Source organism: Mesorhizobium sp. B1-1-8, from assembly GCF_006442795.2.
In the GTDB taxonomy this organism is placed as follows: Bacteria; Pseudomonadota; Alphaproteobacteria; order Rhizobiales; family Rhizobiaceae; genus Mesorhizobium.
The window spans coordinates 2,671,918-2,697,532 of sequence record NZ_CP083956.1 but is presented as its reverse complement, the minus strand read 5'-3'; the positions used below and the strand labels follow the sequence as shown (position 1 = coordinate 2,697,532).

The window sequence follows — 25,615 nt, the reverse complement described above, 5'->3', positions numbered from 1 at the left end:
CCGCGTGTCGATAAAGAGGCAATTCGGCTCTCTTGACGCGCAAGTCCTGGCGGCGCCCGGTGTTGTGCGACAGCTTCAGCCTCACCCAGCCGCCGGCAAGATCTTGCCCGGGTTCATGATGTTGAGCGGATCGAGCGCCTGCTTGATCGTACGCATGATGTCGACGCCGTGGCCGAGCTCCTGACGCAGGAAGCCGACCTTGCCCTGGCCGATGCCGTGCTCGCCGGTGCAGGTCCCCTCCATGGCGATGGCGCGCATGTTCAGCCTGGCGACGAATTTTTCGGCGAGCGCGATCTCTTGGCTGTTGTCGACATCCATCAGCACCAGCACATGAAAATTGCCGTCGCCGGCGTGGCCGACGATCGGCGCGACCAGGCCCATTTCGGCGATATCGGCCTCGGTCTCGATGACGCATTCGGCAAGCCGCGAGATGGGCACGCAGACATCGGTCGACAGACCCTTGGCGCCGGGTCGCAGCGTCAGCGACGACCAGTAGGCATCGTGCCGCGCCTTCCAGAGTTTTGTGCGCTCCTCGGCGACGCTGGTCCACAGGAACGGTCCACCGCCCTGTTCCTCAGCGATCATGCCGAAAGTCTCGGCCTGCTCGGCGACGCCGGCGTCGCTGCCGTGGAATTCCACGAACAGGCACGGGCTCTCCGGATAGTCGAGCTTGGAATAGTTCTTCATCGCCCGCATCTGCAGCGCGTTGACCAGTTCGATGCGCGCCACCGGAATGCCCATCTGGATGGTCGCGATGACCGCGTTGCAGGCCGCTTCCAGGCTGGGGAACGGGCAGACGCCGCCGGAGATCGCCTGCGGAATGCCTTGCAGCTTCAGCGTCAGTGACGTGATGATGCCGAGCGTGCCTTCCGAGCCGACCAGCAGCCTGGTCAGATCATAGCCGGCCGAGCTCTTTTTCGCCCGCTTGCCAGTCGTCACCATTTCGCCGTCGGCCATGACGGCGGTCAGCGACAGCACGTTCTCGCGCATCGTGCCGTAGCGCACCGCGTTTGTGCCGGAGGCCCGCGTCGCAGCCATGCCGCCCAGCGAGGCATTGGCGCCGGGATCGATCGGGAAGAACAGCCCGGTGTCACGCAGGTGCCGGTTGAGATCCTCGCGCGTCACCCCTGGCTCGACCGTGCAGTCGAGATCCTGCGGGTTGACCGAAAGGACCCGATTCATCCGCGAGGTATCGACGGAGATGCCGCCGCCCGGCGCGTTGGTGTGGCCTTCGAGCGAGGAGCCGACGCCGAAGGCGATCACCGGCACGCGGTGCGCGGCGCAGGCGCGCACGATGTCCTGCACTTCCGCAGTCGTCTCGGCAAAGGCGACACCGTCCGGCGCCTGCGTCGGAATATAGGTGGTGGTATGGGCATGCTGGCCGCGGATCGCCTCGCCGGTCTGAAAACGCTCGCCGAACCGTTGCTTGAGGATGCCGAGCACCTTGGCGATGCCCTCCTCGTTGCGCTCGACGGGATTGAGGTCGCTCAAAGCCATGAATTCCTCCGCGAATGGACCAGCGGCTGCTCTTGTTATCCAGTTATGGATGATGCCTAAAGCAATTCCAGGAAAAGTGTGAAGCGGTTTTCCGTCCGGAATTGCGCCATTACAATGAGAACCTCACCGGCCACGCCCTGTCCAGCAACCATCAAGGAAAATCCGATGCCGATCCCCGCGCCCATCATGTCCAACGCCATGGCGATCGAGAAGGACTGGATCGACTATAACGGCCATCTCAACATGGCCTATTACAACGTGCTGTTCGACCGCTGCTCGGACGAAGCCTTCGAAATGATGGGCATGGGGCCGAACTACGCCAAGGAGCGCCGCCTAACCATCTACACGGCAGAGGTCCATGTCTGCTACGTGCAGGAACTGCACCTCGACCATAAGGTGAACGTCTCGTTCCAGCTCATCGACCATGACGACAAGCGGCTGCGGGCCTATCAGGAAATCCGCCATGTCGACGGCTGGCTCGCCGCCACGTCTGAGCAGCTTGCGCTGCATGTCGACATGGCCGGACCGAAGGTCGCCCCCTTCCCCGCCGACGTGCTCGCCAGGGTGGAAGCCATGCGCGCCGCCCATATCGCACTGCCGATGCCGGAGCGCGCCGGCCGCTCGATCGGCATCAGGCGCAAGACCGGCTGATGCCCCTTGACGTCCGCATTAACCTTACCAAGTTTTTAACGTGAACAAGCCAATTGAGCCGTTGAACGACTCAGCGGCGCGTTCGAAAACCGCCCTACCGGATTTTACGCGTGGGCGGCGGGCGGAATGCGGTTCGAGGGCAGTGCATGAAAACCGACATCAAGGTCGAGGTAGAGCGGCTGGCGGCCGACCCGCGCATCACCGACTATGATTTCTGGCGATCGCTGAAGAACGTCGACAACGAGATCTTCCACATCGCCAACAACAACGAACCCATCCCCTTCGACATGATCCGCTGGCGCGCCATCCTGCAGCAGGCACGCATGAGGCGCGGCCACAACTGACCAATCAGCGTTCCTTAAGACCGCCCAACGGCGAGCGCGGCTCGACCGGCGACGACTGGATGATCGCGGTGTTGGTCATCGCGTAGGGATTGATCTTGTCGATCACCCGCTCGAGCTCGGCCACCGAGCCGACATGGGCCAGCGCGATGAAGCAATCCTCGCCGGTCACCCGGTCGCACTGCGCGATCTCCGGCAGCTCCCGGACGATCTCGGCCACCACGGAAAGTTGGCCAGGCACCGGCCTGATCCGCAGCCACGCCGACAGCTTCAGGCCGAGCGCCGCCGGATTGATCCTGACCGTATAGGCCTCGATCACGCCGCTCTCCTGCAGCTTGCGGATACGCTCTGCCGCGCTCGGCGCCGACAGCCCGACGGCGCGCGCTAGCTCCGCGATGCTGGTGCGCGCATCCTTTTCCAGCAGCCGCAGGAGCTTGAGGTCCGCCGCATCCAGATCGGCATTTTCATTTCGAAGGCGTTTCACCAAAAATCTCTTACTTAAGAAGGGAGATTTGCCTCTAAGCCTATCATCATCCATATCGATCGCGAGTTTTGCCTGCGATAATGATCGCATGAAATCTCAAGCGCAAGTTCCGGCTGCAAACCAGGTGGACAGCGACGCCATCGCTGCCCGACCTGCCCTCAGCGGGCTCGCCGACGTGGTGCCGCCGCATTTCTGGTTCTGCGTCAGCGCCATCTTCCATTATCTCGGGCCGGCCTTCGCGGTTCTGTTGTTTGCACAGGTCGGCGTGCTCGGCATGGCCTGGCTGCGCATCGCCACTGCCGCGCTCATCTTCGCGCCTCTGACCCGGCCCTGGCGGGTGTTCGCGCGCACCGACCGCGAAGGCCGGCTCCTGCTGCTCGCCTTCGGTGCCTGCCTGGCGGTGATGAACTGCGCCTTCTATCTGGCGCTCGACCGGCTGCCGATCTCGCTGGTCGCCGCGATCGAATTCGTCGGCACGATCGGCGTCGCGCTTGTCGGCTTGAGAAGTGCCCGCAATCTCGCCGCCCTGGCCGTGGCGGTTACCGGCACCTTGCTGCTGATCGATGTCAAATGGTCCAGTGACCCGGTCGGCCTGTCCTGGGCTTTTCTCAACGGCGCCTTGTTCGTCGGCTATATCATCATCGGCCACCGTGTCGCCCGTACCGGCGTCGGCATCGCCGGCCTCGGCACGGCGATGGCGATCGCGTTCCTCGTCGTGCTGCCGGTCGGGTTCAGCGAGGCGCTGCCTGCCTTCTCGGCGCCAAGGCTGCTGGTCGCCGCCGTCGGCGTCGGCGTCTGCTCCTCGGTCATCCCCTACATCTGCGACCAGCTTGCCATGGCGCGGCTGCCGCGCGCCAGCTTCGCGCTGATGCTGTCGCTGCTGCCGCTCACGGCGACGCTGATCGGCGTCGTCGTGCTGCGCCAGGTTCCGAGCCTCACCGACTGTCTCGGCATCGCCCTGGTGGTCGCGGGTGTCGCATTCCACAAACCGGCCGCGGAATGACCCGCCTTCAAGGTGTGTTGAGATTCAGGTCAGGCCGAGTCGAAAACCATGGCTTCCGAGAACCGGAGCGGAGCGTACTTTGAAGTACGTGAGCACCGGGAAGCGTACGAAGCCATGGTTTGCAGACCGGCCTCACCTGAATAACAACACACTTAGGCCAACTTCTCCTTCAAGAAGGCGACCGTCCTTCCCCAGGCGAGATCGGCCGCCTTCTTGTCATAGCGCGCGGCGGACGTATCGTTGTTGAAGGCGTGGTTGGCGCCGTCATAGACATAGACCGTGTATTCGACATGCGCGGCGTCCAGCGCCTTCTTGTAGGCGTCGATGCCGGCATTGGTCCTGCTGTCGAGTCCGGCATAATGCAGGAGCAGCAGCGCCTTGATCTTCGTGGCATCCTCCGCCTTGGGTTGCATGCCGTAATAAGCCACGCCGGCGGCAAGGTCGGGCGCATGGACGGCAAGCTGGTTTACCGCGCCGCCGCCCCAGCAGAAGCCGACCGCCCCGACCTTGCCGTTGCCGTCCTTCAAATCCTTGAGGTAAGCGATCGTTGCCACACCGTCGACCGCGACCTGGGCGGCATCGAGCTTGGCGAACATGTCGCGCGCCTTGTCCTCGTCGGAGGGCGTGCCGCCAAGTGGCGAGAGGAAGTCCGGCGCCAACGCAACGAAGCCCTCCAGCGCCACGCGGCGCGTCACATCGCGGATATGCGGGTTGAGACCCCTGTTCTCGTGAATAACGATGACGGTCCCGAGCTTGCCCGACTGGTCCGCCGGCTTGACCAGATAACCCTTCATCTCGCCGCCGCTGCCGGGATAGGTGATGTCCTCGCCCTTCACCCGCGGATCGTCCTCGGCAACGATGGCCGCCTGCGCCGAATTGGCCGCCAGCATCGGCACGATCGCCGCGGCGGCCGCACCCGAGCCCGCAAGCCTTGTCAGTTGCTCCATGAAGCGGCGGCGGTCGAGCGTCAGATGTGTGTATTCGTCATAGGCGTCGATCATCGCCTGGGTGATGACGGGCTTGGCAACTGGTTCGGTCATGGCTCTCCCTCACGGACAGGTTGATCGGCAAGATAGGGTCGAGATTTGCACGGTCCAGCCGCCCGACTATGACGATCGGCCCTCGACGGGACCTTCGATCATGACGATCGTGAGCTGCCTGTGCGTCCATCACATTTTGGTCATTTCCGAAAGCCTTGATGGTACTGTCACATTAGCGACGGAAGCTGCCAAAATGCAGCCTCGCCCGATCCGCCTGGTCCGAATGACAAGAAGGGAAATGCAATGAACGTCGAGGACATCGTCAACACCGTCTCGCAAAAAGCAGGACTTGATCAGCCCACCACCGAGAAGGTCGTCGGCACTATCTTCTCGGTGCTCGAGCACGAGGCGGAAGGCACCACCGTTTCGTCTTTCTTCGACCGGATTCCCGGCGCCGATGCGCTTGCCCAGAAATACGATGTGATGGCGGCCGGCGCCGCGGCCAATTCCGGTGGCGGCCTTTTGTCGTCGCTGCAGGGCGCGCTTGGCGGCGTGCTCGGCGAGAAGGCCGGCGCCCTGATCAACGGCGTCGCGGTGCTCAAGGCGTCCGGTCTCGACATGGCGCAGATACGCCAGGCCGGTGAGACCTTGATCAAGCAGGCCGAAACTGCCGCCGGCCCGGATCTCACCAACCAGGTGCTGGACCAGGTTCCCAGCCTGAAGGGCCATCTCGGCCTGTGAGGCCGGGGCCGACGGCTCTCGCTATTTGGGCAGCGTGTAAGCCATCACATAATCGCCGGGCTTTGTGCCGACCGAGCCATGGCCGCCGGCGACGATGACCACGAACTGGCGGCCGTCGGCGACCGTGTAGCTCATCGGCGTCGACTGCCCGCCGGCCGGCAGCCTCGCCCGCCACAGCTGCCTGCCGGTGGTGAGGTCGTAGGCGCGCAGATAGTCGTCGACCGCGGCGCCAAGGAAAGCGACGCCGCCGGCGGTGATCATCGGCCCGCCGATGCCGGGCACGCCGACCTTGAACGGCAAGGGCAGCGGCGTCATGTCGTAGACGGTGCCGTTGCGGTGCTTGTAGGCGATGTTGCCGGTCTTGAGGTCGACACCGGCGACATAACCCCAGGGCGGCGCCTGGCAGGGAATGCCGAGCGGCGACAGGAACGGCCCCATCACCACGGCATAGGGCGCGCCTTCGTTGCGGTTGAGCCCTTGTTCGCTGCCCTTGGTGTTGTCGCCCGGCGCCGGCACGTCCGCGCGGGGCACCAGCCTCGACGTAAAGGCCAGGTACGTCGGCATGCCGAACATCACCTGCCGCACCGGATCGACCGCGACGCCGCCCCAGTTGAAGACGCCGAAATTGCCTGGATAGATCAGCGAGCCCTGCAACGAGGGCGGCGTGTAGCGGCCTTCATAGCGCAGTTTCCTGAGCTCGATCCGACAGGCCAACTGGTCGAACATGGTGATGCCCCACATGTCGGCGCCGGTCAGCGGCTTCGGATTGAACGAAAGATCCGATGACGGCTGCGTCGGCGAGGTATGGTCGCCTTCGATCGCGCCGCCCGGCGCCGGCACTTCCTTCACCGGAATGATCGGCTCGCCGGTGCGCCGGTCGAGCACATAGAGGTCGCCCTGCTTGGTCGGCCCGACCAGCGCCGGCACGACGCCGGCAGCCGTCGTGATGTCGACCAACGTCGGCTGCGCCGGCACGTCCATGTCCCACAGATCGTGGTGCACCGTCTGCCGCACCCAGCGCAATTGCCCTGTGTTGAGATCGAGCGCCGTGATCGAGGAGGAGAATTTTTCAACATTGGCGCTGCGGCCCATGCCGAGCTGGTCCGGCGTCTGGTTGCCGAGCGGCACATAGAGCAGGCCAAGCTTCTCGTCGGCGCTTGCCGTCGACCACATGTTGGGCGAGTTGGCGGTGTAGGTCTGGCCGGCCGGCAGCGGCGTCGTCTGCTCCGGATTGCCGGAATCCCAGTTCCAGATCAGCGCTCCGGTGGACGCATCATAGGCGCGGATGACGCCCGATGGCTCCTGCGTCGAATAATTGTCGTTGACGGCGCCGCCGACGATGATCTTGCCGGCGACGATCAGCGGCGCCGAGGTAGAATAGTAGTAGCCCGACTTCGGATAGGGCATGTTGGCAATAAGGTTCAGCGTGCCGCCTTCGGCAAAGGATGGACACACCTGGCCGTTCGCGGCGTCGAGCGCGATCAGCCGCGCATCCGAGGTCGGCAGGTAGATCCGTGCAGCGCAAGGCTGGCCGGCGGCGATCTTGGCGTCGGCATAATAGGACACGCCGCGGCAGGTCTGGTGCTGGCGGTTGGTATCCAGCTTGATTTTCGGGTCGTAGCGCCATTTCTCCTTGCCGGTCGCGGCGTCGATGGCGATGGCGAAATTATGCGGCGTGCAGATGAACAGCGCATCGCCGATCTTCAGCGGCGTCACCTGATAGGTGGTCTCGCCGACATCGTTGGGACCCTTGACGTCGCCGGTGCGATAGGTCCAGGCCGGCTGCAGGCTGGCGACATTGTCCGGTGTGATCTGGTCGAGCGGCGCATAGCGCTGGCCGAACGGCGTGCGGCCGTAGAAGTGCCATTCGCCGGCCGGTATGTCGCCGCCAAGATTGGCCGTCGGCGTCACCTTTTCGGTGCCGAGCGTGCCGTCGATATCCTTGGGGTCGGCGGTCATCGAATAGCCGGCGACCGCCAGAGAAGCCAGCACCGCCAGGATCAGCGGCGCCCGCGCATCCGGGCCCATCAGCCCTCGCCGCGCCCAAGGTGTGAGGAGCCACAGAGCGATCAGAACGATGATGCCGCCGCGCGGACCGAGCTGCCACCAGTCGAAACCGGTTTCCCACACCGCCCAGGCAAGCGTGGCCAGCACAAACAGCGCATAAAGCCAGAGCGATGTCGACTGGCGTCTGAAAAGCAGCCAAGCGGTGATCAGAAAGGCGAGGCCGGCGATGAGGTAGTACCAGCTGCCGCCCAGGACCACGAGCCAGATGCCGCCGCCGCCGATTGCCAGGCCGATGAGGAAAAGGACGAGGGCAGTGAGGGTGGTTGCCACGACGACACTCCTTCAAAGGCTGCATTCGAACGGCTAAAATCCCCGCCGTAAGAACGAGACGCCGGGCTTCCCGTTCCGATTCTTTCATCCGCTGCCGCAGTTTTCCGCTCGCCTGCGCGCGGTGTCAAATGGGAAGCAGCGATCACCACCGGCAGGCGGTCCACTGTCTTGAGGCGATCATGCGCGACGGCTCGGGCCGTTCGCCCCGGCCATTCTTCTGTTGTATGCTTCGTCGATGAAAGCCGATGCCGACTCTTTGCTCGACAAGGCCCGTCACGCCTATGAGCAACGGGCGTGGTCGGACGCGTTCGGGCTGTTGCAGGCGGCGGACGCCGTCATGCCGCTCGGACCCGAAGACCTGGAGCGGCTACTCTGGTCTGCCGGTATGCTCGACCGCGACGCAGACATCTTCGCCGCTGTCGAGCGCCTGTTCAACCTGCACGCCGATGCCGGCCGCGACGACAAGGCCGCCTATTGGGCGTTCTTCTGCGGTTTCCGGCTTCTGGCGCTGCGCGAGGAAGGCCGCGCCACCGCCTGGCTGCAGCGGGCACAGCGCCTCGCCGACAGCTTCGGCGGCGAATGCGCCGCGCGCGGCTTTCTACTGTTGCTGGCGGGTCAACGGCAATTCATCGCCGGCGATGATGCCGCCGCAGCATCGCTGGCAGGACAGGCGCTGGAACTCGGCGAGCGCTGCCGCGACGCTGACCTTGTCGCCTTCGCCAGATGCTATCTCGGCCGGGCTTTGCTGCGGCAGGGCCTGATCGCGGAAGGCATCGCCCTGCTCGACGAAGCCATGTTGCCGGCAGTGGGCGGCGAGCTCACGCCGATCGTCACCGGCCTCATCTACTGCAATCTGATCGCCGCCTGCCGGCAGGTCTATGCGTTCGATCGTTCGCGCGAGTGGACCGAGGCGCTGTCGGACTGGTGCGGATCGCAGCCGCAACTGGTGCAGTTCAACGGCGTCTGCATGCTGCACCGGGCCGAGATCATGGAGATGAACGGCGCCTGGCAGGACTCGGTGGCGGAGGCGCGGCGCGCGACGCTGTCGTTGGCGAGAGCCATCGGCAACGAAACGGCCGCAGGTGCTGCCTATCAGGAGGCTGAAATCCATCGCCTGCGCGGCGAGTTCATGGCCGCCGAGGAGCTTTATCGCGACGCCAGCCGGCTCGGCCTCGAACCGCAGCCTGGCATGGCGTTGCTGCGTCTCATGCAGGGCCGCGCCGAACAGGCGGCGGCAACCATTCGCCGCGTGCTCGCCACAACAAGGCCCCCGCTCCGCCGCGCCCGCCTGCTGCCGGCCGTGGTCGAGATCATGCTGGCGGCCGGCGCGGCTGAGGAGGCGCAGGAGGCCTGCCAGGAGCTGGAAGCCACTGCCGGCCGTTTTGCGACCGATATTCTTGGCGCGATGGCGGCCCAGGCAAGGGGCGAAATCGAGCTGGGCGAGAACAACCCGGCGACGGCGCTCGGCCATTTCCGGGCGGCGCTGAAGATCTGGCAACGCGCTGGCGCGCCCTATCTGGAGGCGCGGCTGCGCGTTCTTGCCGGCCAGTCCTGCCGCCTGCTCGGCGATGAGGACGGCGCCGGGCTCGAATTCGACGCCGCCAGCAGGGTGTTCATGGAACTCGGCGCGGCGCCGGATCTTGCGCGTGTAACCTCAATAGCCAAGTCGACCGGCTCATCAACACATGGCCTGACGCGGCGCGAGGTCGAAGTTCTTGGCCTCGTCGCCACCGGCAAGACCAACAAAATCATAGCGGCCGAACTGGGCCTCAGCGAAAAGACCGTCGACCGCCACGTCAGCAACATATTCGACAAGATGGCAGTCAACTCGCGAGCGGCCGCCACCGCCTATGCCTTCCAGAATGGACTGTTATAACGCAGCGGCATGGGGGAAAATCCCCATCTGATTTTTCTCGCTTCATGAGGCATCTCCCCGAAGCGGCGGTGCGCCGGTTCGCTAGTTTGGCTCCATCGCCGGCAAAGCCGCATGGAGACAGACATGACCACGACCTCGACACATGGCCCGGATTCAGCGCGGGCAAGGCCGCCGCACCGCAATCGCGACATCGCCGAGACCCGCGCGCGCGCCGGCGCGCCGCTGGAACAAGGCATGGCATTCATGAGATTGGAGTCCGACACGCTGCAGGCCCGGGCTGGCCATACCCCGACCGGGGATGAAACGCTGCCCGCGCCTCGCCACGAACATTTCGATGTCGTCGTCATCGGCGCCGGCCAGAGCGGCCTTTCAGTCGGCTACAACCTTGCCCGCAAGGGGGTGAAATTCGTCGTTCTCGAAGCCCGCGAGCGTGTCGGCGACATCTGGCGCTCCCGTTGGGACTCGCTGCGTCTCTTCACCCCGGCCCGCTTCGACCGGTTGGCCGGGATGCCCTTCCCCGCCGGGCGATATACTTTCCCGACCAAGGACGCGATGGCCGACTACCTGGAAGCCTATGCGGCGAAATTCTCACTTCCGGTGCGCACAGGCGTCAGGGTCGAGGACGTCACGCGCAGCGGCGGTCGCTATGTCGTCACGGCCGGCGGCACGCGCTACAGCGCCGATCACGTCGTCGTCGCCGCCGCCAGCTATCAGAAGCCGAAGATTCCGGATTTCGCCGCTTTGCTCGATCCGTCGATCCGGCAATTCCATTCGATCGCCTACAAGCACCCCGCCCAGCTCAATCCCGGCGGTGTGCTTTTGGTCGGCGCCGGCAATTCGGGTGCGGAAATCGCCATGGATATCAGCCGCACCCACAAGGTCTGGCTCGCCGGACGCCATCCCGGCAATATCCCGGTCGCCTATAACAGCTATTTCACCTTGCGCCTCGTCATCCCGGTCCTGTTCCGCATCGTCTTTCACCGGCTGCTGTCGGTCGACACGCCGATGGGTCGCAAGGCAAAACCGGGCATGATTTCCCGCGGCCTGCCGCTGATCCGGGTCAAGCCAAAGGATCTGGATGATGCCGGCATCCAACGCGCTGCACGCGTGGCCGGCATCGAGCACGGCAAGCCACTGCTCGAGGATGGCCAGATTCTGGACGTCGCCAACGTCGTCTGGTGCACCGGTTTTCGGGCCGGCCTCGACTTCATCAAGTTGCCGGTATTTGACGAAAACGGCCGCATCAAGCAGTATCGCGGCGCCGTCGACGGCGAGCCTGGCCTCTACGTCTGCGGCCTCCATTATCAGCATTCGCCCTCCTCGACGATGATCCACGGCGCGGCACGTGACGCCCGCTACGTCGCTGAAAAAATCGGCGAACGGATGCGGGCAGCCACTGCATGAGGGACACAAAGGGCCTGCAGAACGCTGCCGAGGAAGAAAATCCTGCGGCGACCGGCAAGCGCCTCTTCAAAAAACGGAACAAAACGTAGACAGTTCTGGTCTTTCGCTCCCGAATCACTACATTCGGGGCGATGTCGGGCTTTTCCGAGGACATGCCTTTTTTCGATGAACCGAATGCGCGGCCCGCGGCCCCGTCCGGCATTGCCGCGCGCGCCATGGCGGCCCGCAACGGGCACAACAACGCGCCCGACTATCTGAAGGGGCTGAACCCCGAGCAGCGGCTCGCTGTCGAAACAACGGAAGGGCCGGTTCTGGTGCTGGCCGGCGCCGGCACCGGCAAGACGCGGGTGCTGACCACGCGCATCGCCCACATCCTCTCAACCCACAAAGCTAACCCGTGGGAAATTCTCGCCGTCACCTTCACCAACAAGGCCGCGCGAGAAATGAAAACCCGCATCGGGCTACTTGTTGGCGAAAAGATCGAGGGCATGCCCTGGCTTGGCACCTTCCACTCGATCGGCGTCAAGCTGCTGCGCCGGCATGCCGAACTTGCCGGGCTGAAATCCGATTTCACCATCCTCGACACCGAGGATGTCGTGCGGCTGATCAAGCAGCTGATCCAGGCCGAAGGGCTGGACGACAAGCGTTGGCCGGCCAAGCAGTTCGCCCAGATGATCGACGGCTGGAAGAACAAGGGCCTCGGCCCTGCCGAGATCCCGGAAGGCGATGCCCGCAGCTTCGCCAACGGCAAGGGCCGCCAGCTCTACAAGGCCTATCAGGAGCGGCTGCAGACGCTGAACGCCTGCGACTTCGGCGACCTGCTCTGCCATCCGATCCGCATCTTCCGCGCCAATCCCGACGTGCTGAAGGACTACCACCGCAAATTCAAATACATCCTCGTCGACGAGTATCAGGACACCAACACCGCGCAATACATGTGGCTGCGGCTGCTGGCACAGCGGCCGGAAACTGGGCGAGCGTCAACGTCTGCCGATGTGCGATCGGCCGAAGGCCGCAAGCCCGACCGGGCGTCGGCCGGCCAGGCCGCCCCCGCGGAGGCCAGCGAGCGAAGCTCGCGTGCGGCCGTGAGCGAAAACAAAGTCAATATTTGCTGCGTCGGCGACGACGACCAGTCGATTTATGGCTGGCGCGGCGCCGAGGTCGACAACATCTTGCGTTTCGACAAGGATTTCCCCGGCGCCACCATCATCCGGCTGGAGCGCAACTACCGCTCCACCGCGCATATCCTGGGCGCGGCGTCCCACCTCATTTCCCATAATGAAGGACGCTTCGGCAAGACGCTGTTCACCGACCGCGACGACCCCGAGGACGACAAGGTGCATGTCCATGCCTCGTGGGATTCGGAGGAAGAAGCGCGCGCCATCGGCGAGGCCATAGAGGCCTACCAGCGGCAGAAGCACAATTTGAACGACATGGCGATCCTGGTGCGCGCGTCCTTCCAGATGCGGGCCTTCGAGGACCGCTTCATCACGCTCGGCCTCAACTACCGCGTCATCGGCGGTCCGCGCTTTTACGAGCGCATGGAAATCCGCGACGCGCTGGCTTTTTTCCGCGTCGTCGCCAACAGCGGCGACGACCTCGCCTTCGAGCGCATCGTCAACGTACCGAAGCGCGGGCTGGGCGAAGCAACCATCCGCCAGATCCACGACACGGCGCGCGGCTTGCGCATCCCGATGCTGGAGGCGGCGGCGACGCTCGCCGAAAGCGATGAATTGAAACCCAAACCCCGCGCCGCCTTGCGCGAGGTCGCGGCCAATTTCGAGCGCTGGCAAAAGGCGCTGGAGACCAAGCCGCACACCGAGCTGGCCGAGACTATCCTGGAAGAGAGCGGCTATACCGACATGTGGAAGAACGACCGCTCGGCGGAATCGCCGGGTCGGCTGGAAAACCTCAAGGAACTGATCCGCTCGATGGAGGAGTATGAATCGCTGCGCTCCTTCCTCGAGCATGTGGCGCTGGTCATGGAGGCCGAGCAGAGTGAATCGCTCGATGCGGTCTCGATCATGACGCTGCATTCGGCCAAGGGCCTCGAATTCGAGACCGTCTTCCTGCCCGGCTGGGAAGAAGGCCTTTTTCCGCACCAGCGCGCGCTGGATGAAGGCGGCCGTTCCGGTCTCGAGGAAGAGCGCCGGCTTGCCTATGTCGGCCTGACGCGGGCCAAGAAGAACCTGCACATCTGGTTCGTCTCCAACCGGCTGATCCATGGCCTGTGGCAATCGACCATCCCGTCGCGCTTCCTCGACGAATTGCCGCAAACCCATGTCGATGTCGCCGAAACCGGCAACTCCTATGGCGGCTACGGCAACAATTACGGCGGCGGCTCGTTCGCCTCCGGCCGCGGCGGCCGCCAGAACCCTTACGGCGCCTCGCGCTTCGACAATATCGGCGCCGAGAAATCGGGCAGCTTCTCCAACACCTATGCGACGCCCGGCTGGCAGCGCGCGCAGGCCAACCGCACCGAGGCGACCGACCGCAACTGGGGCACCCGCTCCGGCCACCAGGTCGAGCGCATCGGCTATGGCGAGACCGACTCAGGCTACGGCGCCGGTCGCACCAGCGTGAAGGGCCGCACCATCGAGGGCGAGCTGGTCGCCAAATCCGTCGCCGACACGCCCTCTCCGTTCAGCATCGGCGACCGCGTCTTCCACCAGAAATTCGGCAACGGCAACATCGCGGCAATAGACGGTAACAAGCTCACCATCGACTTCGACAAGGCCGGCCAGAAGCGCGTGCTGGACGGGTTTGTCGCGCCGGTGTGAGCGGCCTGAAATCTACCTCACCTCACCTGTACCGTGCCTGGTTCCATTTGTGGCCGAGCAGCGACAGGATGATGATCAGCCCGTTGAAGAACTGGACGTAGAAGCCGCTCAAGCCCGCCGCCACCACGCCGGTCTGGATGAACGACACGGTGACCGCGCCGATCGCGCCGCCGACCACGGTGCCGATGCCGCCCCAGGTCGGAGTGCCGCCGACGAACACCGAGGCCAGCACCGGCAGCAGATAGCCGTCGCCCGCCGTCGGCCACCAGGTGAAGTTGATCATCACCGAGAAGGTGCCGGCGATGGCGGCACCGATGCCGACGAAGACGAACACCTTGACCCGCACCCATTTGACATCGATGCCCATCTGTCTGGCGCTGTCGGGATTGTCGCCGACCACTTTCACCTGCGCGCCAAAGCGGTGGCGGTTATAGAGCAGCGCCGAGAACACGACGAAGGCGATGGCCCAGAAGATCTGCACCGGAATGCCCCAGATCTGGCTGGAGAAGATCTTGTAGGCCGAGCTGTCGGCAAGGCCGGTCAGCGCCATCGACTTGCCCTCGTTGATGATCTGGATCAGGCCGCGCAGCAGGAAATTCATGCCGAGCGTGGCGATCAGCGACGATAGCCCGCCATAGACGACCAGCGATCCGACCAAGAAGCCGAGCAGCGTGCCAGTGAGAAGCGCGGCGGCAATGCCGAGGAACGGATCGTAGCCGCCCTGCACGACCAGCGCAAAGACCCAGGAGGCAAAGCCCATCGTCGCCGGAAACGACAGGTCGATCTCGCCGCAGGTGACGACGAAGACAAGCGGCACCACGACGAACAGCGCCACCGGCAACGTGGTGAGCACGGAGCTGTAGAGATACCAGGTGGTGAACACGGTCGGGTTGGCGATGATGAAAACCGCCATCATCACGATGAACACGGCAAGCGTACCGAGCGCTGCGCGGTTGTCGAGGATGAAGCCGCGCAGCCAGTGATCGGACGGGTGCTTCCATTCCTTCGCGGCGGCTTCGCCACGCGCGTTGCCGAGCGGGCTCTGCAGATCGGGTTCCATGGTCTTGCTCATCGCGCTCCCTGCTCCGCTTCGCCGGTCTCGTGCAGTCCGGCCAGGCCGCCGGGATGCGCGATGTCTTCCATGAAGTTGATGAGGTCGTCGGCCGACTTGACCTCACTGCGGTCGGCGCTCAGCGCCACCTTGCCGCGGTCGAGCACCACGAAGCGGTCGGCGATGTCGAACACATGATGGATGTTGTGGCCGATGAACAGGATCGAGCGGCCGCTGGCCCGCACCTGGCGCACGAAATGGAAGACCTTGGCGGTCTCGGTCAGCGACAGCGCCGTCGTCGGCTCGTCGAGGATGATCAGCTCCGCCTGCTTGTAGATGGCGCGCGCGATCGCCACGCCCTGGCGCTCGCCGCCGGAAAGCTGGCCGACGATCGACTGCGGCGTGAACACTTTCGAGGTGAAGCCGATCTCGCGCATCAGCCGGCTCGCCTCCTCGATTTCCTTGTTGACCTTCAGCCAGCCCATGAAGCCGGCCAGTTCGCGGCCCATGAAGATGTTGCGCACGATCGTCTGCTGGACGGCTAAAGCCCGGTCCTGGAACACCGTCTCGATGCCGGCGTCGCGCGAGCGCGCCGCGCTCCAGCCGGTGACCGGCTTGCCGCGCACCAGGATCTCGCCGCTGGTCGGCTTGACCACGCCGGACAGGATCTTGATCAGCGTCGACTTGCCGGCGCCGTTGTCGCCGATCAGGCCGACCACCTCGCCGCGGTCGACGCTGAGATTGACCCCGCCCAGCGCGTAGACCTGGCCGTAGGACTTGGCTATGTCGCGCAGTTCGATGATGCGTTCGCCCATGCGATCCTCGCTTGATTGTCTATTTGCCGCCGCCTCGCCGGCGGCCCCCGCCGGCCGGGTCAGGACCGGCCGGCGGCTTGGGAGGTCAACGCAGCGCCTGCTTGGCCAGCTCGGCGACGATCTCGTAATTCTGCGGCGTGACGAAGCCGGCGCCGGTGTCGACGTTCATCGGCGCAAGACCCAGCACTACTTGCTGGCACAGGCTGAGGATCGGCAGATAACCCTGCAGGAACGGCTGCTGGTCGGCCGTCAGCTGCACCCAGCCGCCCTTGAAGCCCTCGACGATCTGCGGGCTGGTGTCGAAGCCGAAATTGAAGATATCGCCCGGCTTCCTGCCCGCCGCCTGCATATAAGTCGCGACGTTGCCGAGCATTTGTCCGCCGGGATAGCCGACCGCCTTGACGTCGGGGTGGTTGAGAAGTGCTGCCGTGATCACAGGAATGGCGAGGTTGGGGTCCGAGGCCCACTCACCGCTTGGCGGCGAGGACAGCTGGATGACCTCGACGCCTGCTTCCTTCAGCGCAGCCACCGTGCCGCGCTCGCGCGCGCCGCGGTTCTCGTTCTCGAACGGGCCGATCATGATCGCCTTGTCGCCGGCCTTGAGCTTGCCGAGCTTGAACGCCTCGGCGCCGAGCGCGCGGCCCTGCTGCTCCTGCTGGGCCCCGACATAGCCGCCGCCGAATGCCGCGACCACCTTCGGCACCGGCACGTTCTGGTACATCATCTTGATGCCGTCCTTATGCGCCTGTTCGGCCAGCGGCATGATCGCGGCGTCGCCCGGATGGCCCATCATGGCGATGCCCTGCGGCTTGACCGCAACCGCTTCGCGCAATTGCTGCACCATCTTCTCGACGTCCCACTGCGAGAAGATGTAGTCGACCTTCGGCCCGAGATCGGCCGCCGCCTGCTTGGCGCCATTGTAGACGATAGTGCCGAAGGCATCGCCCTCTGCGCCGCCGACGAAGAAGCGGATATGCACGTCCTTGCACCATTGCGCGTCGAGCGCGTGCGCCGGCAAGGTGGAGATCGAGGCGCAGAGCGCCGTGGCTGCCGCCACGACGGTCGAGCGCAGAACAGTCCTTCTGGTCGTCATCCTCATGCACGTTCCTCCCTTTTAGACCCTCCCGATAGAGGGTTTCGAATTGATCTGCATCCTCGGTCGGCCGGCTCCTCCCGTCGGCCAATGCTCACATCAAATTTGGCCTCAAGCCGGATTGGGCAGGTAGCTGTTCCCTCCCCGGCATTGCTTGAGGTATTCCAGCGCCCGCGCCTGCCCGGTGATCTCGAGGTCGCCGCGATAGACCGGGTCGTGCCAGCCTTCGATGTCGATGGCGCCGCGGTAGCCGGCCAACCGCAATTCGCTGATTACCCGCGTCCAGTCGCTGTCGCCGAAGCCCGGCGTGCGCATCTGCACGAAAGGCAGTCGGCCGAACACGCCGTGCTCGCGGATCACGTCCCAGCGCACGGTCGCGTCCTTGCCGTGGACATGGAAGATTTTCGGCGCCCATTTGCGGATCTGCGGGATTGGATCGATCAGATAGACGAGCTGATGGCACGGCTCCCATTCGAGACCGAGATTGTCGTCGGGCAGCTCGTTGAACATCAGTTCCCAGGCATCCGGGTTATGCGCGATATTCCAGTCGCCGCTCGCCCAGTTACCGTCCATCGCGCAATTCTCGAAAGCGATGCGCACGCCCTTGTCGGCGGCGCGTTTCGCCAGCGGCCCCCAGACCTCGCGGAAGCGCGGCAGGCTGTCGGTCAGCTTCTTGCCGCGCAGGCGCCCAGTGAAGCCGCTGACCATGGAAGCACCGAACAGATGCGCATTGTCGATCGCCGCTTCCCAAGCCTTGAGCACGCCCTTATCGGTATCGCCGCTCTCCAGAGGATTGCCGAACACCCCGATCGAGGACACGGTCACGTCGGCATCGCCGATCGCTTCGCGGACTTCGCCCGCCAGGCGCTTCAGGTCCTTGCCGCCCAATGTCTGCCAGAAGAAAGGCTGGATGCTCTCGAAGCCAAGCGGCAGGATCTGCCTGACATAGGCCGCCGGGTCTTCGAGATTGGCCCGCACCATGGTGCCGATCCTGATGTCGAGAAGCGGATTTGGCATCATTGTGCTTCCTGTGCGATGGCGACACGGCGCCCGGTCTCGGCGCTTTCGATCGCGCCGAAGACCATGGCGAGGCTCTTGATGTTGTCGGTGCCGCGCGTCTCCGGCTCGGTTCCGGTTTCGACCGCCTGCATGAAATCCTTGATGATGCCGAGATGGCCTTCAACGCGGTCGGCGGGATGGAGCGGCGGCACTTCGATCGGCTGGGTCTTGTCGATGATACCGTCGCGGCCGGAGGCAACCACCTCCGCCCTGAGCCCGTCATGGCCATCCCACAGCACGCTGCCGCGCTGGGCGACGATACGCCAGCTTCCCTCCCAGCTCGTGCGGAAACCATCGGCGCACCAGCTGCCGGCATAGGTGAAGATCTTGCCGCCACCGAGATCGAAGACGGCGCTGGCCGACGAGCCCTGCCGGTACCAGGAATTGGGCGGTTCCCATTCCTGGCAATAGACGCTGGCCGGCTCGCCGCCGACCATGTAGCGGGCGGCGTCGAACGTGTGGATCGCCATGTCGAGCAGCAGCACGTGGCGCATCTCCTCGCGAAACCCGCCGAAATGCGGCGCGACGAAGAAGTCGGCATGGATGCTGGTCGGCTGGCCGATGGCGCCGGAGTGCAGGAACCGCCTGATGCGCCTGACATTGGCGACATAGCGTCGGTTCTGCACGACGGCGTGGATGCAGTCGGCGCGGCGCGCCGCCTCGATGATGGCGCGTGCATTCTGCGGGCTGTCGGCCAGCGGCTTTTCGGTCAGCAGATGGCAGTTGTGCGCGAAGGCCGAAAGCGCGACTTCGCGCCGGGCGGCGGGAACCACGACGTCGAACACGGCATCGGGCTTGACCTGGTCGAGGACGGCGTCAAGGTTGGTGCCGATGACGGTGTTGGTAAGCGCGTACTCGCGCGCCCTCGCCTGTGCCCGCTCGACATCGAGGTCGACGAGGCCGACAATGGCGAGCTCGTCGATCTGCTTCACGGCATCGAGCCAGTGCTTGCTCATCGCTCCGCACCCGGCCAGGACGACCTTCATCATCCAGCGCTCCTCCCGTTCGGCCCCTCCAGGCCGAATGTCACGGCATCCACGGGGTCACCGTAAACGTTTTTCCGTAAACGTTTACGACAACACACCCGATGGCCTAGAATGTCAATCGGCTGCCTGCAAAAATCGTCCCGACGCCTTGGCCTGAGCGGCAGCCGGTGCTAGCCAAGGCAGGGGGAGAACCGTCCTTTGGCGTCAAGCATCCACGATCTCGCGCGTCACCTGAACATCTCGATCGGCACCGTGTCGCGCGCTCTGAACGGCCGTGCGGACGTCAATGCCGAGACGCGCCAGCGTGTGCTCGAAGCAGCCAGGAAGCTGAACTATTCGCCCAATCAGTCAGGCCGCAGCCTGCGCCAGGGCGCCACCCATTCCATCGCCTTCATGCTGCAGCCGCATCCCGGCGACCAGCAATATGGCGAGCCGTTCTTCATCCCGTTCCTGACGGGCCTGCAGGCGCGGCTCGCCGAGCATGACCTGGATCTGATGGTCGTCATGGGTGAGCCGGGCCAATATCAGCAGGAGCGGTTGCGCCGCGTGGTCGAGACGCGCCGGGCCGACGCGGTCGTGCTGGCCAATACGCGAAGGGAAGACGATCGGATCGACTATCTCAGCAAGGCCGGCTTTCCCTTCGCCACGCTTGGCAGAAGTCAGTCCGGCGGCGACACGTATCCTTCACTCGATATCGATTTCGAGAGGGCGGGTGATGAAGCGGTCGACCGGCTGGTCGCGCGCGGCCACCGCCGCATCGCCGCCATCCGCCCTTCGCTTGATCTCAACTTCGGCTACCTGTTCCTCGACGGCTACCGCAAGGCGCTGAAGCGGCACGGTATCGAGGTCGACCCCGACCTGATCGCCGATGGCTTCATCAACGAGACCGGCGGCTACCAGGTGACGCCGCAAGTAATGCGCTCCAAAAACCCGCCGACGGCGATCATCTTCAACAATGACGCGATGGCGCTCGGCGGCTGCAAGGCGCTGGCCGAGATGGGTATCAAGCCGGGCCATGACATGGCCGTGATCGTCATCGTCGACACGCCGCTCTGCCGCTATTTCTCGCCGGCGCTGACTGCCTTCCGTCCATCGCTGGAGCCCATGGGCAGGCGGCTGGCCGAGATGCTGCTCGCTTCGCTTCCCGCCTTCGCCGGTCCCGAAGGCACGCGGATCATGCGGGAGGTCTGGCCGCTGGAACTGATCGCAAGAGAGAGCGATTGAGCGGAGGCGCTTTCCCTTCTCCCCTTGTGGGAGAAGGTGTCGCCGAAGGCGACGGATGAGGGGTGCTCCAGATGGCACCAGCGTCTCACTCCGCTGGAGCACCCCTCATCCGTCTCGGCGCTACGCGCCGATCCACCTTCTCCCGCAAGGGGAGAAGGAAACTGTCACGCAACCATCACGTTCACGTCCTAGACCGCTTGACGGGAACCGGCTCGCCGCATCGCCGATGCGCGTTCCTTCCAAGCCGCTCTGCTCGTCAAGAAGGGGATATCGATGAAGCATCTCAACCGAACCGTCGCGCTCGGCGCGGCACTTGCCCTTTTCACTACCCTGCCCCCGGCGCTTGCCGACGGCGTCGCCTATGTCAACAAGGGGCTCGTCGGCATCGGCCGCATCCCGGCCGGCCAGAAGGACAAGTTCGGCGAGACCTTCGGCTCCGGTTCCGGCATGGCGATCGACACCAAGTCCTGGACGCGTGACGGGAACGCCTACAAGGGTTCGCTCTGGCTGCTGCCGGATCGTGGCTACAATGTCGTCGGCACCACCGACTACCGGCCGCGCCTCAACACCATTTCGATCGAGTTCACCCCGACCGCGCCAGGCGCGGCACCCGCTGCCGGCCAGGAACAGTCGGGCGTCAAGGCGATGCTCGCCGATACCATGCTGTTGACCGACGACAAGGGCGCCGATGCAACCGGCCTTGATCCGTTGAACGGCGTGCGCGCCGCCGCCGGCGGCATGCCGATCCTGCCTGAGGCCAACGGCAAGCTGGCGCTCGACAACGAGGCAATCGTGCGGCTGCCCGACGGCACCATGTTCATCTCCGACGAATATGGCCCCAACATCTACCGCTTCTCGGCCGACGGCCATCTGATGTCGGCAACGCAGCCGCCGGCCGCCCTGGTGCCGATGCGCCATGGCAAGCCGAACTTCGCTTCCAACAATCCTGGCCCGGGTGCGGCCGAGCCCGATCCGAAAGATCCCGAGACCGGCCGCCAGAACAATCAGGGCCTGGAAGGCATGTCGATGACGCCGGACGGCAAGTTCCTGATCGCCGTGCTGCAATCGGCGCCGCGCCAGGACGGAGGCGATTCCGGCTCGACGCGCCAGAACACGCGCGCGCTGGTCTATGATGCGTCCGACCTCGCCCATCTCAAGCTGGCGCATGAGTATGTGGTGCCGCTGCCGGTGTTCAAGGACGCCAAGGGCAAGACCAAGGTCGCCGCGCAGAGCGAGATCGTGGCGCTGTCGGACACCAGCTTCCTGATGATTGCGCGCGACAGCGGCAACGGCCAAGGCGTGAAGGATGCCGAGTCGGTTTACCGCAAGATCAACATCGTCGATCTCTCCGGCGCCACCGATATCGCCAATGGCCCCTTCGACGCCGCCGACAAGCCGGTGGCGCCGAAAGGCGTGCTCGATCCGTCGGTGACGCCGGCCAAGCTGACCGCATTCATCGACATCAACGACAAGGGCGAGCTCGGCCGCTTCGGCATGCACAACGGCGTGCCGAACGACAGGAACAACCTCTCGGAGAAGTGGGAGGCGATGTCGCTCGCGAGCGTGCTCGATCCGAAGCTGCCCGACGACTATTTCCTGTTCGTCGCCAACGACAACGACTTCCTGACCCAGGACGGCTTCCAGGTCGGCGCGCCCTACAAGGCCGAGGACGGCGCCGATGTCGACACCACCTTCCTGGTCTATCAGGTCACCCTGCCCGGACTGTCTAGGAACAGCCTCGCCGCGAATTAGTTCTGCTTCGGTCGTGTGCCGAACGGCATATGGCCAAGCGCGGAAGGGATGCATGAGCATCAGGCCTGCGATAGCATCGCGGGCCTGATTCATTTTCGGTGCTGTCATGGATGACAAAAAGCCCGCTCGAAGGCGGACCCACGACCTGACGAGCGGCCCGATCCCGCGCACCCTGCTGTTGTTCGCCCTGCCCGTGCTGGGCTCCAACGTGCTGCAGTCGCTGAACGGCTCGATTAACGCGGTCTGGGTCGGCCGCTTCCTCGGCGAGGCGGCGCTGACGGCGACCTCCAACGCCAACCTCGTGCTGTTCCTCATCCTCGGCACGGTGTTCGGCATCGGCATGGCGGCGACCATCCTGGTGGCGCAATCGGTCGGCGCGCGCGATCTGCCGGAGGCGCGGCGCATCGTCGGCACCAGCGCCACCTTCTTCTTTCTCGTCTCGGCGGTGTTCGCGGTCTGCGGCTGGATCTGGGTCGACGCCATCCTGACCGGACTCGGCACGCCGGCGGATGCCTTGCCGCTGGCGCGCGCCTATCTGCGCATCATCTTCGTCGCCGTGCCGATGATGAACCTTTTGTCCTTCGTCATGACGGTGCTGCGCGGCGCCGGCGATTCGCGCACGCCGTTTGCCTTCATGGCGCTGGCCGTCGTGCTCGACGTCGTTTTGAACCCGCTGCTGATCCGCGGCATCGGGCCCTTTCCGGAGCTCGGCATCGCCGGATCGGCCACCTCGACGCTGATAGGCCAGACGGTGAGCGTGGTCGCCATCCTGATCGTGCTCTATGCCCGCAGGCACCCGCTGCGGCTCGTCGGCGCTGACCTCGCTTTGTTGCAGCCGGATCCGGCGCTGCTGCGCATCATCGTCTCAAAAGGCATCCCGATGGGTTTGCAGATGATCGTCATCTCGGCGGCGGCGCTGACCGTGATGGGCATCGTCAATTCCTACGGCTCTCAGATCGCCGCCGCCTATGGCATCGCCGCGCAGCTCTGGACCTACATCCAGATGCCGGCTTTGGCCATCGGCGCCGCGGTCTCCTCGATGGCGGCGCAGAATGTCGGTGCCGGGCGATGGGACCGCATCGGCAAGGTCGCAGCGTCCGGCGTCGGCTTCAACCTGGTGCTGACCGGCGCGCTGGTGGCGCTGCTGTTCGTCTTCGACCGCGCGGTGCTGAGCCTGTTCCTCAGCGGCGACAGCGCCGCGATCGACATCGCCGCCCACATCAACAAGGTGGCGTCGTGGTCGTTCATCCTGTTCGGCATCACCATCGTGCTTTTCGCCACGGTGCGCGCCACCGGCGCGGTGATGCCGCCGCTGATCATCCTGGTCATCTCGGTGCTGGTCGTGCGCACCGGCTTTGCCTATTCCATGCGCAGCGTCATCGGCCAGGAAGCGCTGTGGTGGAGCTTTCCGGCCGGCTCGATTACCTCGCTCCTGCTGGCCGCCGCCTATTATCGCTTCGGCCGTTGGCGGACCATGCATATGATCGAGGACAGGCCGGCCGCCGGCGAGCCGCCGGACACCGGCCTCGGCGTGCCGCGCCAGCGCGCGCAACTCTTGCCGGAAACGCCCGACGGCTGAGGGTTCGCCCGCCGCTGCGGATCACCTCGCGTATTTGGCACCGAACCCCAGCGCCACCAGCGAGAAGATCGTGATCATGCCTGCAAAAGCCAGGCTCGCCAGGGTCGCGCTCGTCCAGCTCGACAGGACGCCGATGCCGATGACCGGCAGCGCGTTGCCGCAGAAGCAGCAGACGAAGAAGGCCGAGACCACCTCGGCGCGGCGGTCGGCCGGGGCGATCTGGTTCACCACTTGCAGGCTGCCGCGATAGCCAAGCGCCGCCGCCACCCCGCAAAGCGCCGTCGCGACGACCATGGTTGGCATCGAGGCGAAAACCTGCGCCGCGACGATCAGCGCTACCGTCGGGATCATCAGCATAAGCGCCGCCAGCATGGTGAAGCGGCTGGACAGCCGCGCCGTGCCCAGGATGGTCCCCGCCGCCACGATCGACAGTTCGAAGAACAATCCGCCGGCTTCGGCATGGTTGGTGGCGTGCAGTTGCTGCGCCAGGATGCTCGGCGCCAGTGCCGCGTAAAAGCCGACCAGCGCCATCGCGCCGAAGCCGGTCACCGCCGGCGCCACGAATTGCGCGCTGATGCTGGCGGGAACCGAAAGGCGCGGCCGCATCGAGACATCGGCGAGCCGCCCCGGCCGCGACACGGTTTCGCGCGTGCGCCAGATCGCCAGCGTCACCAGCGCCAGCAGCGCGAGATAGACGGCGAAGGTCAGCCTGAGCGGCCAGGGCGCGTATTCGGCGAGCAGCCCTGACAACAGCGCGCCGGCCCCGAGACCGATGAAATTGGTGGTGGTGGCGATGATGGCGGCACGCGACTTGTCCTCGCCTTCGATCAGCTCGGCAAGCCAGGCGGTGCCGGTCCCGGCGCCGACGCCAACCCCAAGACCGCTGAGAATACGGGCGATGTCCAGCCATGCGACATTCTCGGCAAACAGGAAAAACAGCGCGCTGGCCACGGCGACCGCCATGGCCGCCATTGCCGCCGGTCGGCGGCCGATGGCATCCGACAATCGTCCGAAAACGAGAAGCGCCGCCAGATTGCCGACCACATAGACGGCATAGACCAGCGTCAGCGTGATCTGCGAAAAGCCGAAGGCTTGCTTGTAGATCACGTAGAGCGGCGTCAAGGCGGTGCTGCCGGCAAACAGCGCGGCGATCATGGCGGCGACGCTGGCCATTGCGGCGGCGCCGCCGAGTTCGTTGTCACGCGTCATGGTTTGAGCGTAGCTGGTCATAGTCACCTCCAGCTGTTTGCAGGCCCAACGCCCATATAAGACGGCTGTTCCGTTCGTCGAATGCGCTCCTGACAATCCTGGCAGGATGGTCTTGCGCAACGTCCTCCCGTAACCTCCGTCGAGCAATGAAGGGAGGAACCATGGGCAAGGGACGGGTCGAGGCATTCACCGATGGCGTCGTCGCCATCATCATCACCATCATGGTGCTGGAGCTGAAGGTGCCGCATGGCGAAGACGTCCATGCGCTTTTGCCGCTCTGGCCGATCTTCTTCTCTTATGTCTTGTCTTTCATCAATGTCGGCATCTACTGGAACAACATGCACAACATGTTCCACACCGTGCAGCGCGTCGACGGGCGCGTCTTGTGGGCCAATCTCAATCTGCTTTTCTGGCTGTCGCTGATGCCGGTGACCACCGCCTTCGTGGGCGAGAACCACTTCGCGCCGGTGCCTGTGGCCGTCTACGGCATCGACCTTGCGCTTTGCGCCGTCGCCTATGCCATTCTGGTCGTCATGCTCCGCCGTCTGCACGGCCCCGGGACAACCTTCGCCAAGGCCGTGGGACAGGACCGCAAAGGCAAGATTTCGCTGGCGCTCTACCTCGCTGGCGTAGCACTGACGTTCATCAGCCAGTGGATCGGCATCGCGCTCTACGTCTTTGTGGCGATGATCTGGTTCGTGCCCGACAAGCGTTTCGAGCGGCTGATCGAAAAAGCCTAGCGATCTCAACAAT

21 protein-coding genes are annotated in these 25,615 nt (G+C 64.7%); 11 read left to right on the top strand and 10 right to left on the bottom strand.

Going from position 1 to position 25,615, the window contains the following annotated elements:
• Positions 1–81: 81 nt before the first annotated feature.
• A complete protein-coding gene (locus tag FJ974_RS13075; RefSeq protein ID WP_140530377.1) occupies positions 82–1,497 on the bottom strand; it encodes an FAD-binding oxidoreductase in 1,416 nt (471 codons plus the stop codon).
• 165 nt (positions 1,498–1,662) lie between these two features.
• Here FJ974_RS13075 and FJ974_RS13070 point away from each other — a divergent pair, with 165 nt between their 5' ends.
• Positions 1,663–2,148: a thioesterase family protein gene (locus FJ974_RS13070; RefSeq protein WP_140530374.1), complete on the top strand. Its 486-nt coding sequence runs from the start codon at positions 1,663–1,665 to the stop codon at positions 2,146–2,148.
• 146 nt (positions 2,149–2,294) lie between these two features.
• Positions 2,295–2,492 (top strand): hypothetical protein, encoded by a 198-nt coding sequence (locus FJ974_RS13065; RefSeq protein WP_140530372.1) that lies wholly within the window; start codon positions 2,295–2,297, stop codon positions 2,490–2,492.
• 4 nt (positions 2,493–2,496) lie between these two features.
• On the opposite strand, the gene FJ974_RS13060 is transcribed toward FJ974_RS13065, so the two are convergent.
• Positions 2,497–2,973 (bottom strand): Lrp/AsnC family transcriptional regulator, encoded by a 477-nt coding sequence (locus FJ974_RS13060; RefSeq protein ID WP_140530369.1) that lies wholly within the window; start codon positions 2,971–2,973, stop codon positions 2,497–2,499.
• An 88-nt stretch (positions 2,974–3,061) separates the two neighbouring features.
• On the opposite strand from FJ974_RS13060, the gene FJ974_RS13055 reads away from it, so the two are divergent.
• Positions 3,062–3,976 (top strand): EamA family transporter, encoded by a 915-nt coding sequence (locus FJ974_RS13055; RefSeq protein ID WP_140530367.1) that lies wholly within the window; start codon positions 3,062–3,064, stop codon positions 3,974–3,976.
• Between the two features lie 152 nt (positions 3,977–4,128).
• On the opposite strand, the gene FJ974_RS13050 is transcribed toward FJ974_RS13055, so the two are convergent.
• Complete coding sequence (locus tag FJ974_RS13050; protein WP_140530364.1) at positions 4,129–5,016, bottom strand: dienelactone hydrolase family protein; 888 nt, start codon at positions 5,014–5,016, stop codon at positions 4,129–4,131.
• A 243-nt stretch (positions 5,017–5,259) separates the two neighbouring features.
• Between FJ974_RS13050 and FJ974_RS13045 the strand changes: the two genes are divergently transcribed.
• Positions 5,260–5,697, top strand: a complete 438-nt coding sequence (locus FJ974_RS13045; RefSeq protein ID WP_140530362.1) for a hypothetical protein — start codon at positions 5,260–5,262, stop codon at positions 5,695–5,697.
• A 21-nt stretch (positions 5,698–5,718) separates the two neighbouring features.
• On the opposite strand, the gene FJ974_RS13040 is transcribed toward FJ974_RS13045, so the two are convergent.
• Positions 5,719–8,034 (bottom strand): glucose/quinate/shikimate family membrane-bound PQQ-dependent dehydrogenase, encoded by a 2,316-nt coding sequence (locus FJ974_RS13040; RefSeq protein WP_140530359.1) that lies wholly within the window; start codon positions 8,032–8,034, stop codon positions 5,719–5,721.
• A gap of 235 nt (positions 8,035–8,269) precedes the next feature.
• On the opposite strand from FJ974_RS13040, the gene FJ974_RS30300 reads away from it, so the two are divergent.
• The 3 genes from FJ974_RS30300 to FJ974_RS13025 all read left to right on the top strand — a co-directional run bounded on the left by FJ974_RS30300 (position 8,270) and on the right by FJ974_RS13025 (position 14,094).
• Positions 8,270–9,910, top strand: a complete 1,641-nt coding sequence (locus tag FJ974_RS30300) for a helix-turn-helix transcriptional regulator (protein ID WP_140530356.1) — start codon at positions 8,270–8,272, stop codon at positions 9,908–9,910.
• Positions 9,911–10,033: 123 nt separating this feature from the next.
• Positions 10,034–11,314: a flavin-containing monooxygenase gene (locus FJ974_RS13030; RefSeq protein ID WP_226891588.1), complete on the top strand. Its 1,281-nt coding sequence runs from the start codon at positions 10,034–10,036 to the stop codon at positions 11,312–11,314.
• A gap of 131 nt (positions 11,315–11,445) precedes the next feature.
• Positions 11,446–14,094 carry an ATP-dependent helicase gene (locus tag FJ974_RS13025; RefSeq protein WP_210240690.1) on the top strand — a complete coding sequence of 883 codons (2,649 nt, stop codon included), beginning with the start codon at positions 11,446–11,448 and terminating at the stop codon, positions 14,092–14,094.
• A gap of 22 nt (positions 14,095–14,116) precedes the next feature.
• On the opposite strand, the gene FJ974_RS13020 is transcribed toward FJ974_RS13025, so the two are convergent.
• From FJ974_RS13020 to FJ974_RS13000, 5 genes are all read right to left on the bottom strand, one after another.
• Positions 14,117–15,166: an ABC transporter permease gene (locus tag FJ974_RS13020; RefSeq protein ID WP_140530354.1), complete on the bottom strand. Its 1,050-nt coding sequence runs from the start codon at positions 15,164–15,166 to the stop codon at positions 14,117–14,119.
• Positions 15,163–15,960, bottom strand: coding sequence for an ATP-binding cassette domain-containing protein (locus tag FJ974_RS13015; protein ID WP_140530351.1), 798 nt, complete (start codon positions 15,958–15,960; stop codon positions 15,163–15,165). Before FJ974_RS13015 ends, FJ974_RS13020 begins: the two co-directional genes overlap by 4 nt.
• Before the next feature lie 85 nt (positions 15,961–16,045).
• A complete protein-coding gene (locus tag FJ974_RS13010) occupies positions 16,046–17,059 on the bottom strand; it encodes a substrate-binding domain-containing protein (RefSeq protein ID WP_140530348.1) in 1,014 nt (337 codons plus the stop codon).
• Between the two features lie 105 nt (positions 17,060–17,164).
• Positions 17,165–18,073 (bottom strand): sugar phosphate isomerase/epimerase family protein, encoded by a 909-nt coding sequence (locus FJ974_RS13005; protein ID WP_140530346.1) that lies wholly within the window; start codon positions 18,071–18,073, stop codon positions 17,165–17,167.
• Complete coding sequence (locus tag FJ974_RS13000; protein WP_140530343.1) at positions 18,070–19,101, bottom strand: Gfo/Idh/MocA family protein; 1,032 nt, start codon at positions 19,099–19,101, stop codon at positions 18,070–18,072. The genes FJ974_RS13005 and FJ974_RS13000 overlap by 4 nt, the downstream gene beginning before the upstream one ends.
• Positions 19,102–19,296: 195 nt before the next feature.
• Between FJ974_RS13000 and FJ974_RS12995 the strand changes: the two genes are divergently transcribed.
• The 3 genes from FJ974_RS12995 to FJ974_RS12985 all read left to right on the top strand — a co-directional run bounded on the left by FJ974_RS12995 (position 19,297) and on the right by FJ974_RS12985 (position 23,653).
• Positions 19,297–20,322: a LacI family DNA-binding transcriptional regulator gene (locus tag FJ974_RS12995; RefSeq protein ID WP_140530340.1), complete on the top strand. Its 1,026-nt coding sequence runs from the start codon at positions 19,297–19,299 to the stop codon at positions 20,320–20,322.
• 273 nt (positions 20,323–20,595) lie between these two features.
• Positions 20,596–22,074: an esterase-like activity of phytase family protein gene (locus FJ974_RS12990; RefSeq protein WP_140530338.1), complete on the top strand. Its 1,479-nt coding sequence runs from the start codon at positions 20,596–20,598 to the stop codon at positions 22,072–22,074.
• Between the two features lie 106 nt (positions 22,075–22,180).
• On the top strand, positions 22,181–23,653 hold the full coding sequence (locus tag FJ974_RS12985) for an MATE family efflux transporter (protein WP_140530335.1): 1,473 nt from the start codon (positions 22,181–22,183) through the stop codon (positions 23,651–23,653).
• 21 nt (positions 23,654–23,674) lie between these two features.
• On the opposite strand, the gene FJ974_RS12980 is transcribed toward FJ974_RS12985, so the two are convergent.
• Complete coding sequence (locus FJ974_RS12980) at positions 23,675–24,883, bottom strand: MFS transporter (RefSeq protein WP_140530332.1); 1,209 nt, start codon at positions 24,881–24,883, stop codon at positions 23,675–23,677.
• Positions 24,884–25,023: 140 nt separating this feature from the next.
• On the opposite strand from FJ974_RS12980, the gene FJ974_RS12975 reads away from it, so the two are divergent.
• Positions 25,024–25,602, top strand: coding sequence for a TMEM175 family protein (locus tag FJ974_RS12975; RefSeq protein ID WP_140530329.1), 579 nt, complete (start codon positions 25,024–25,026; stop codon positions 25,600–25,602).
• Positions 25,603–25,615 lie beyond the last annotated feature (13 nt).

Excerpts from the sequence above, each read along its gene's own strand:
- FJ974_RS13045 (WP_140530362.1), top strand. The coding sequence starts at position 5,260 with ATGAACGTCGAGGACATCGTCAACACCGTCTCGCAAAAAGCAGGACTT.
- FJ974_RS12980 (WP_140530332.1), bottom strand. The coding sequence starts at position 24,883 with ATGACCAGCTACGCTCAAACCATGACGCGTGACAACGAACTCGGCGGC.
- FJ974_RS13075 (WP_140530377.1), bottom strand. The coding sequence starts at position 1,497 with ATGGCTTTGAGCGACCTCAATCCCGTCGAGCGCAACGAGGAGGGCATC.
- FJ974_RS13005 (WP_140530346.1), bottom strand. The coding sequence starts at position 18,073 with ATGATGCCAAATCCGCTTCTCGACATCAGGATCGGCACCATGGTGCGG.
- FJ974_RS13000 (WP_140530343.1), bottom strand. The coding sequence starts at position 19,101 with ATGATGAAGGTCGTCCTGGCCGGGTGCGGAGCGATGAGCAAGCACTGG.
- FJ974_RS13025 (WP_210240690.1), top strand. The coding sequence starts at position 11,446 with ATGTCGGGCTTTTCCGAGGACATGCCTTTTTTCGATGAACCGAATGCG.
- FJ974_RS13065 (WP_140530372.1), top strand. The coding sequence starts at position 2,295 with ATGAAAACCGACATCAAGGTCGAGGTAGAGCGGCTGGCGGCCGACCCG.
- FJ974_RS13055 (WP_140530367.1), top strand. The coding sequence starts at position 3,062 with ATGAAATCTCAAGCGCAAGTTCCGGCTGCAAACCAGGTGGACAGCGAC.
- FJ974_RS12985 (WP_140530335.1), top strand. The coding sequence starts at position 22,181 with ATGGATGACAAAAAGCCCGCTCGAAGGCGGACCCACGACCTGACGAGC.
- FJ974_RS13030 (WP_226891588.1), top strand. The coding sequence starts at position 10,034 with ATGACCACGACCTCGACACATGGCCCGGATTCAGCGCGGGCAAGGCCG.
- FJ974_RS13015 (WP_140530351.1), bottom strand. The coding sequence starts at position 15,960 with ATGGGCGAACGCATCATCGAACTGCGCGACATAGCCAAGTCCTACGGC.
- FJ974_RS13020 (WP_140530354.1), bottom strand. The coding sequence starts at position 15,166 with ATGAGCAAGACCATGGAACCCGATCTGCAGAGCCCGCTCGGCAACGCG.
- FJ974_RS13070 (WP_140530374.1), top strand. The coding sequence starts at position 1,663 with ATGCCGATCCCCGCGCCCATCATGTCCAACGCCATGGCGATCGAGAAG.
- FJ974_RS13050 (WP_140530364.1), bottom strand. The coding sequence starts at position 5,016 with ATGACCGAACCAGTTGCCAAGCCCGTCATCACCCAGGCGATGATCGAC.
- FJ974_RS12990 (WP_140530338.1), top strand. The coding sequence starts at position 20,596 with ATGAAGCATCTCAACCGAACCGTCGCGCTCGGCGCGGCACTTGCCCTT.
- FJ974_RS12975 (WP_140530329.1), top strand. The coding sequence starts at position 25,024 with ATGGGCAAGGGACGGGTCGAGGCATTCACCGATGGCGTCGTCGCCATC.
- FJ974_RS30300 (WP_140530356.1), top strand. The coding sequence starts at position 8,270 with ATGAAAGCCGATGCCGACTCTTTGCTCGACAAGGCCCGTCACGCCTAT.
- FJ974_RS13010 (WP_140530348.1), bottom strand. The coding sequence starts at position 17,059 with ATGAGGATGACGACCAGAAGGACTGTTCTGCGCTCGACCGTCGTGGCG.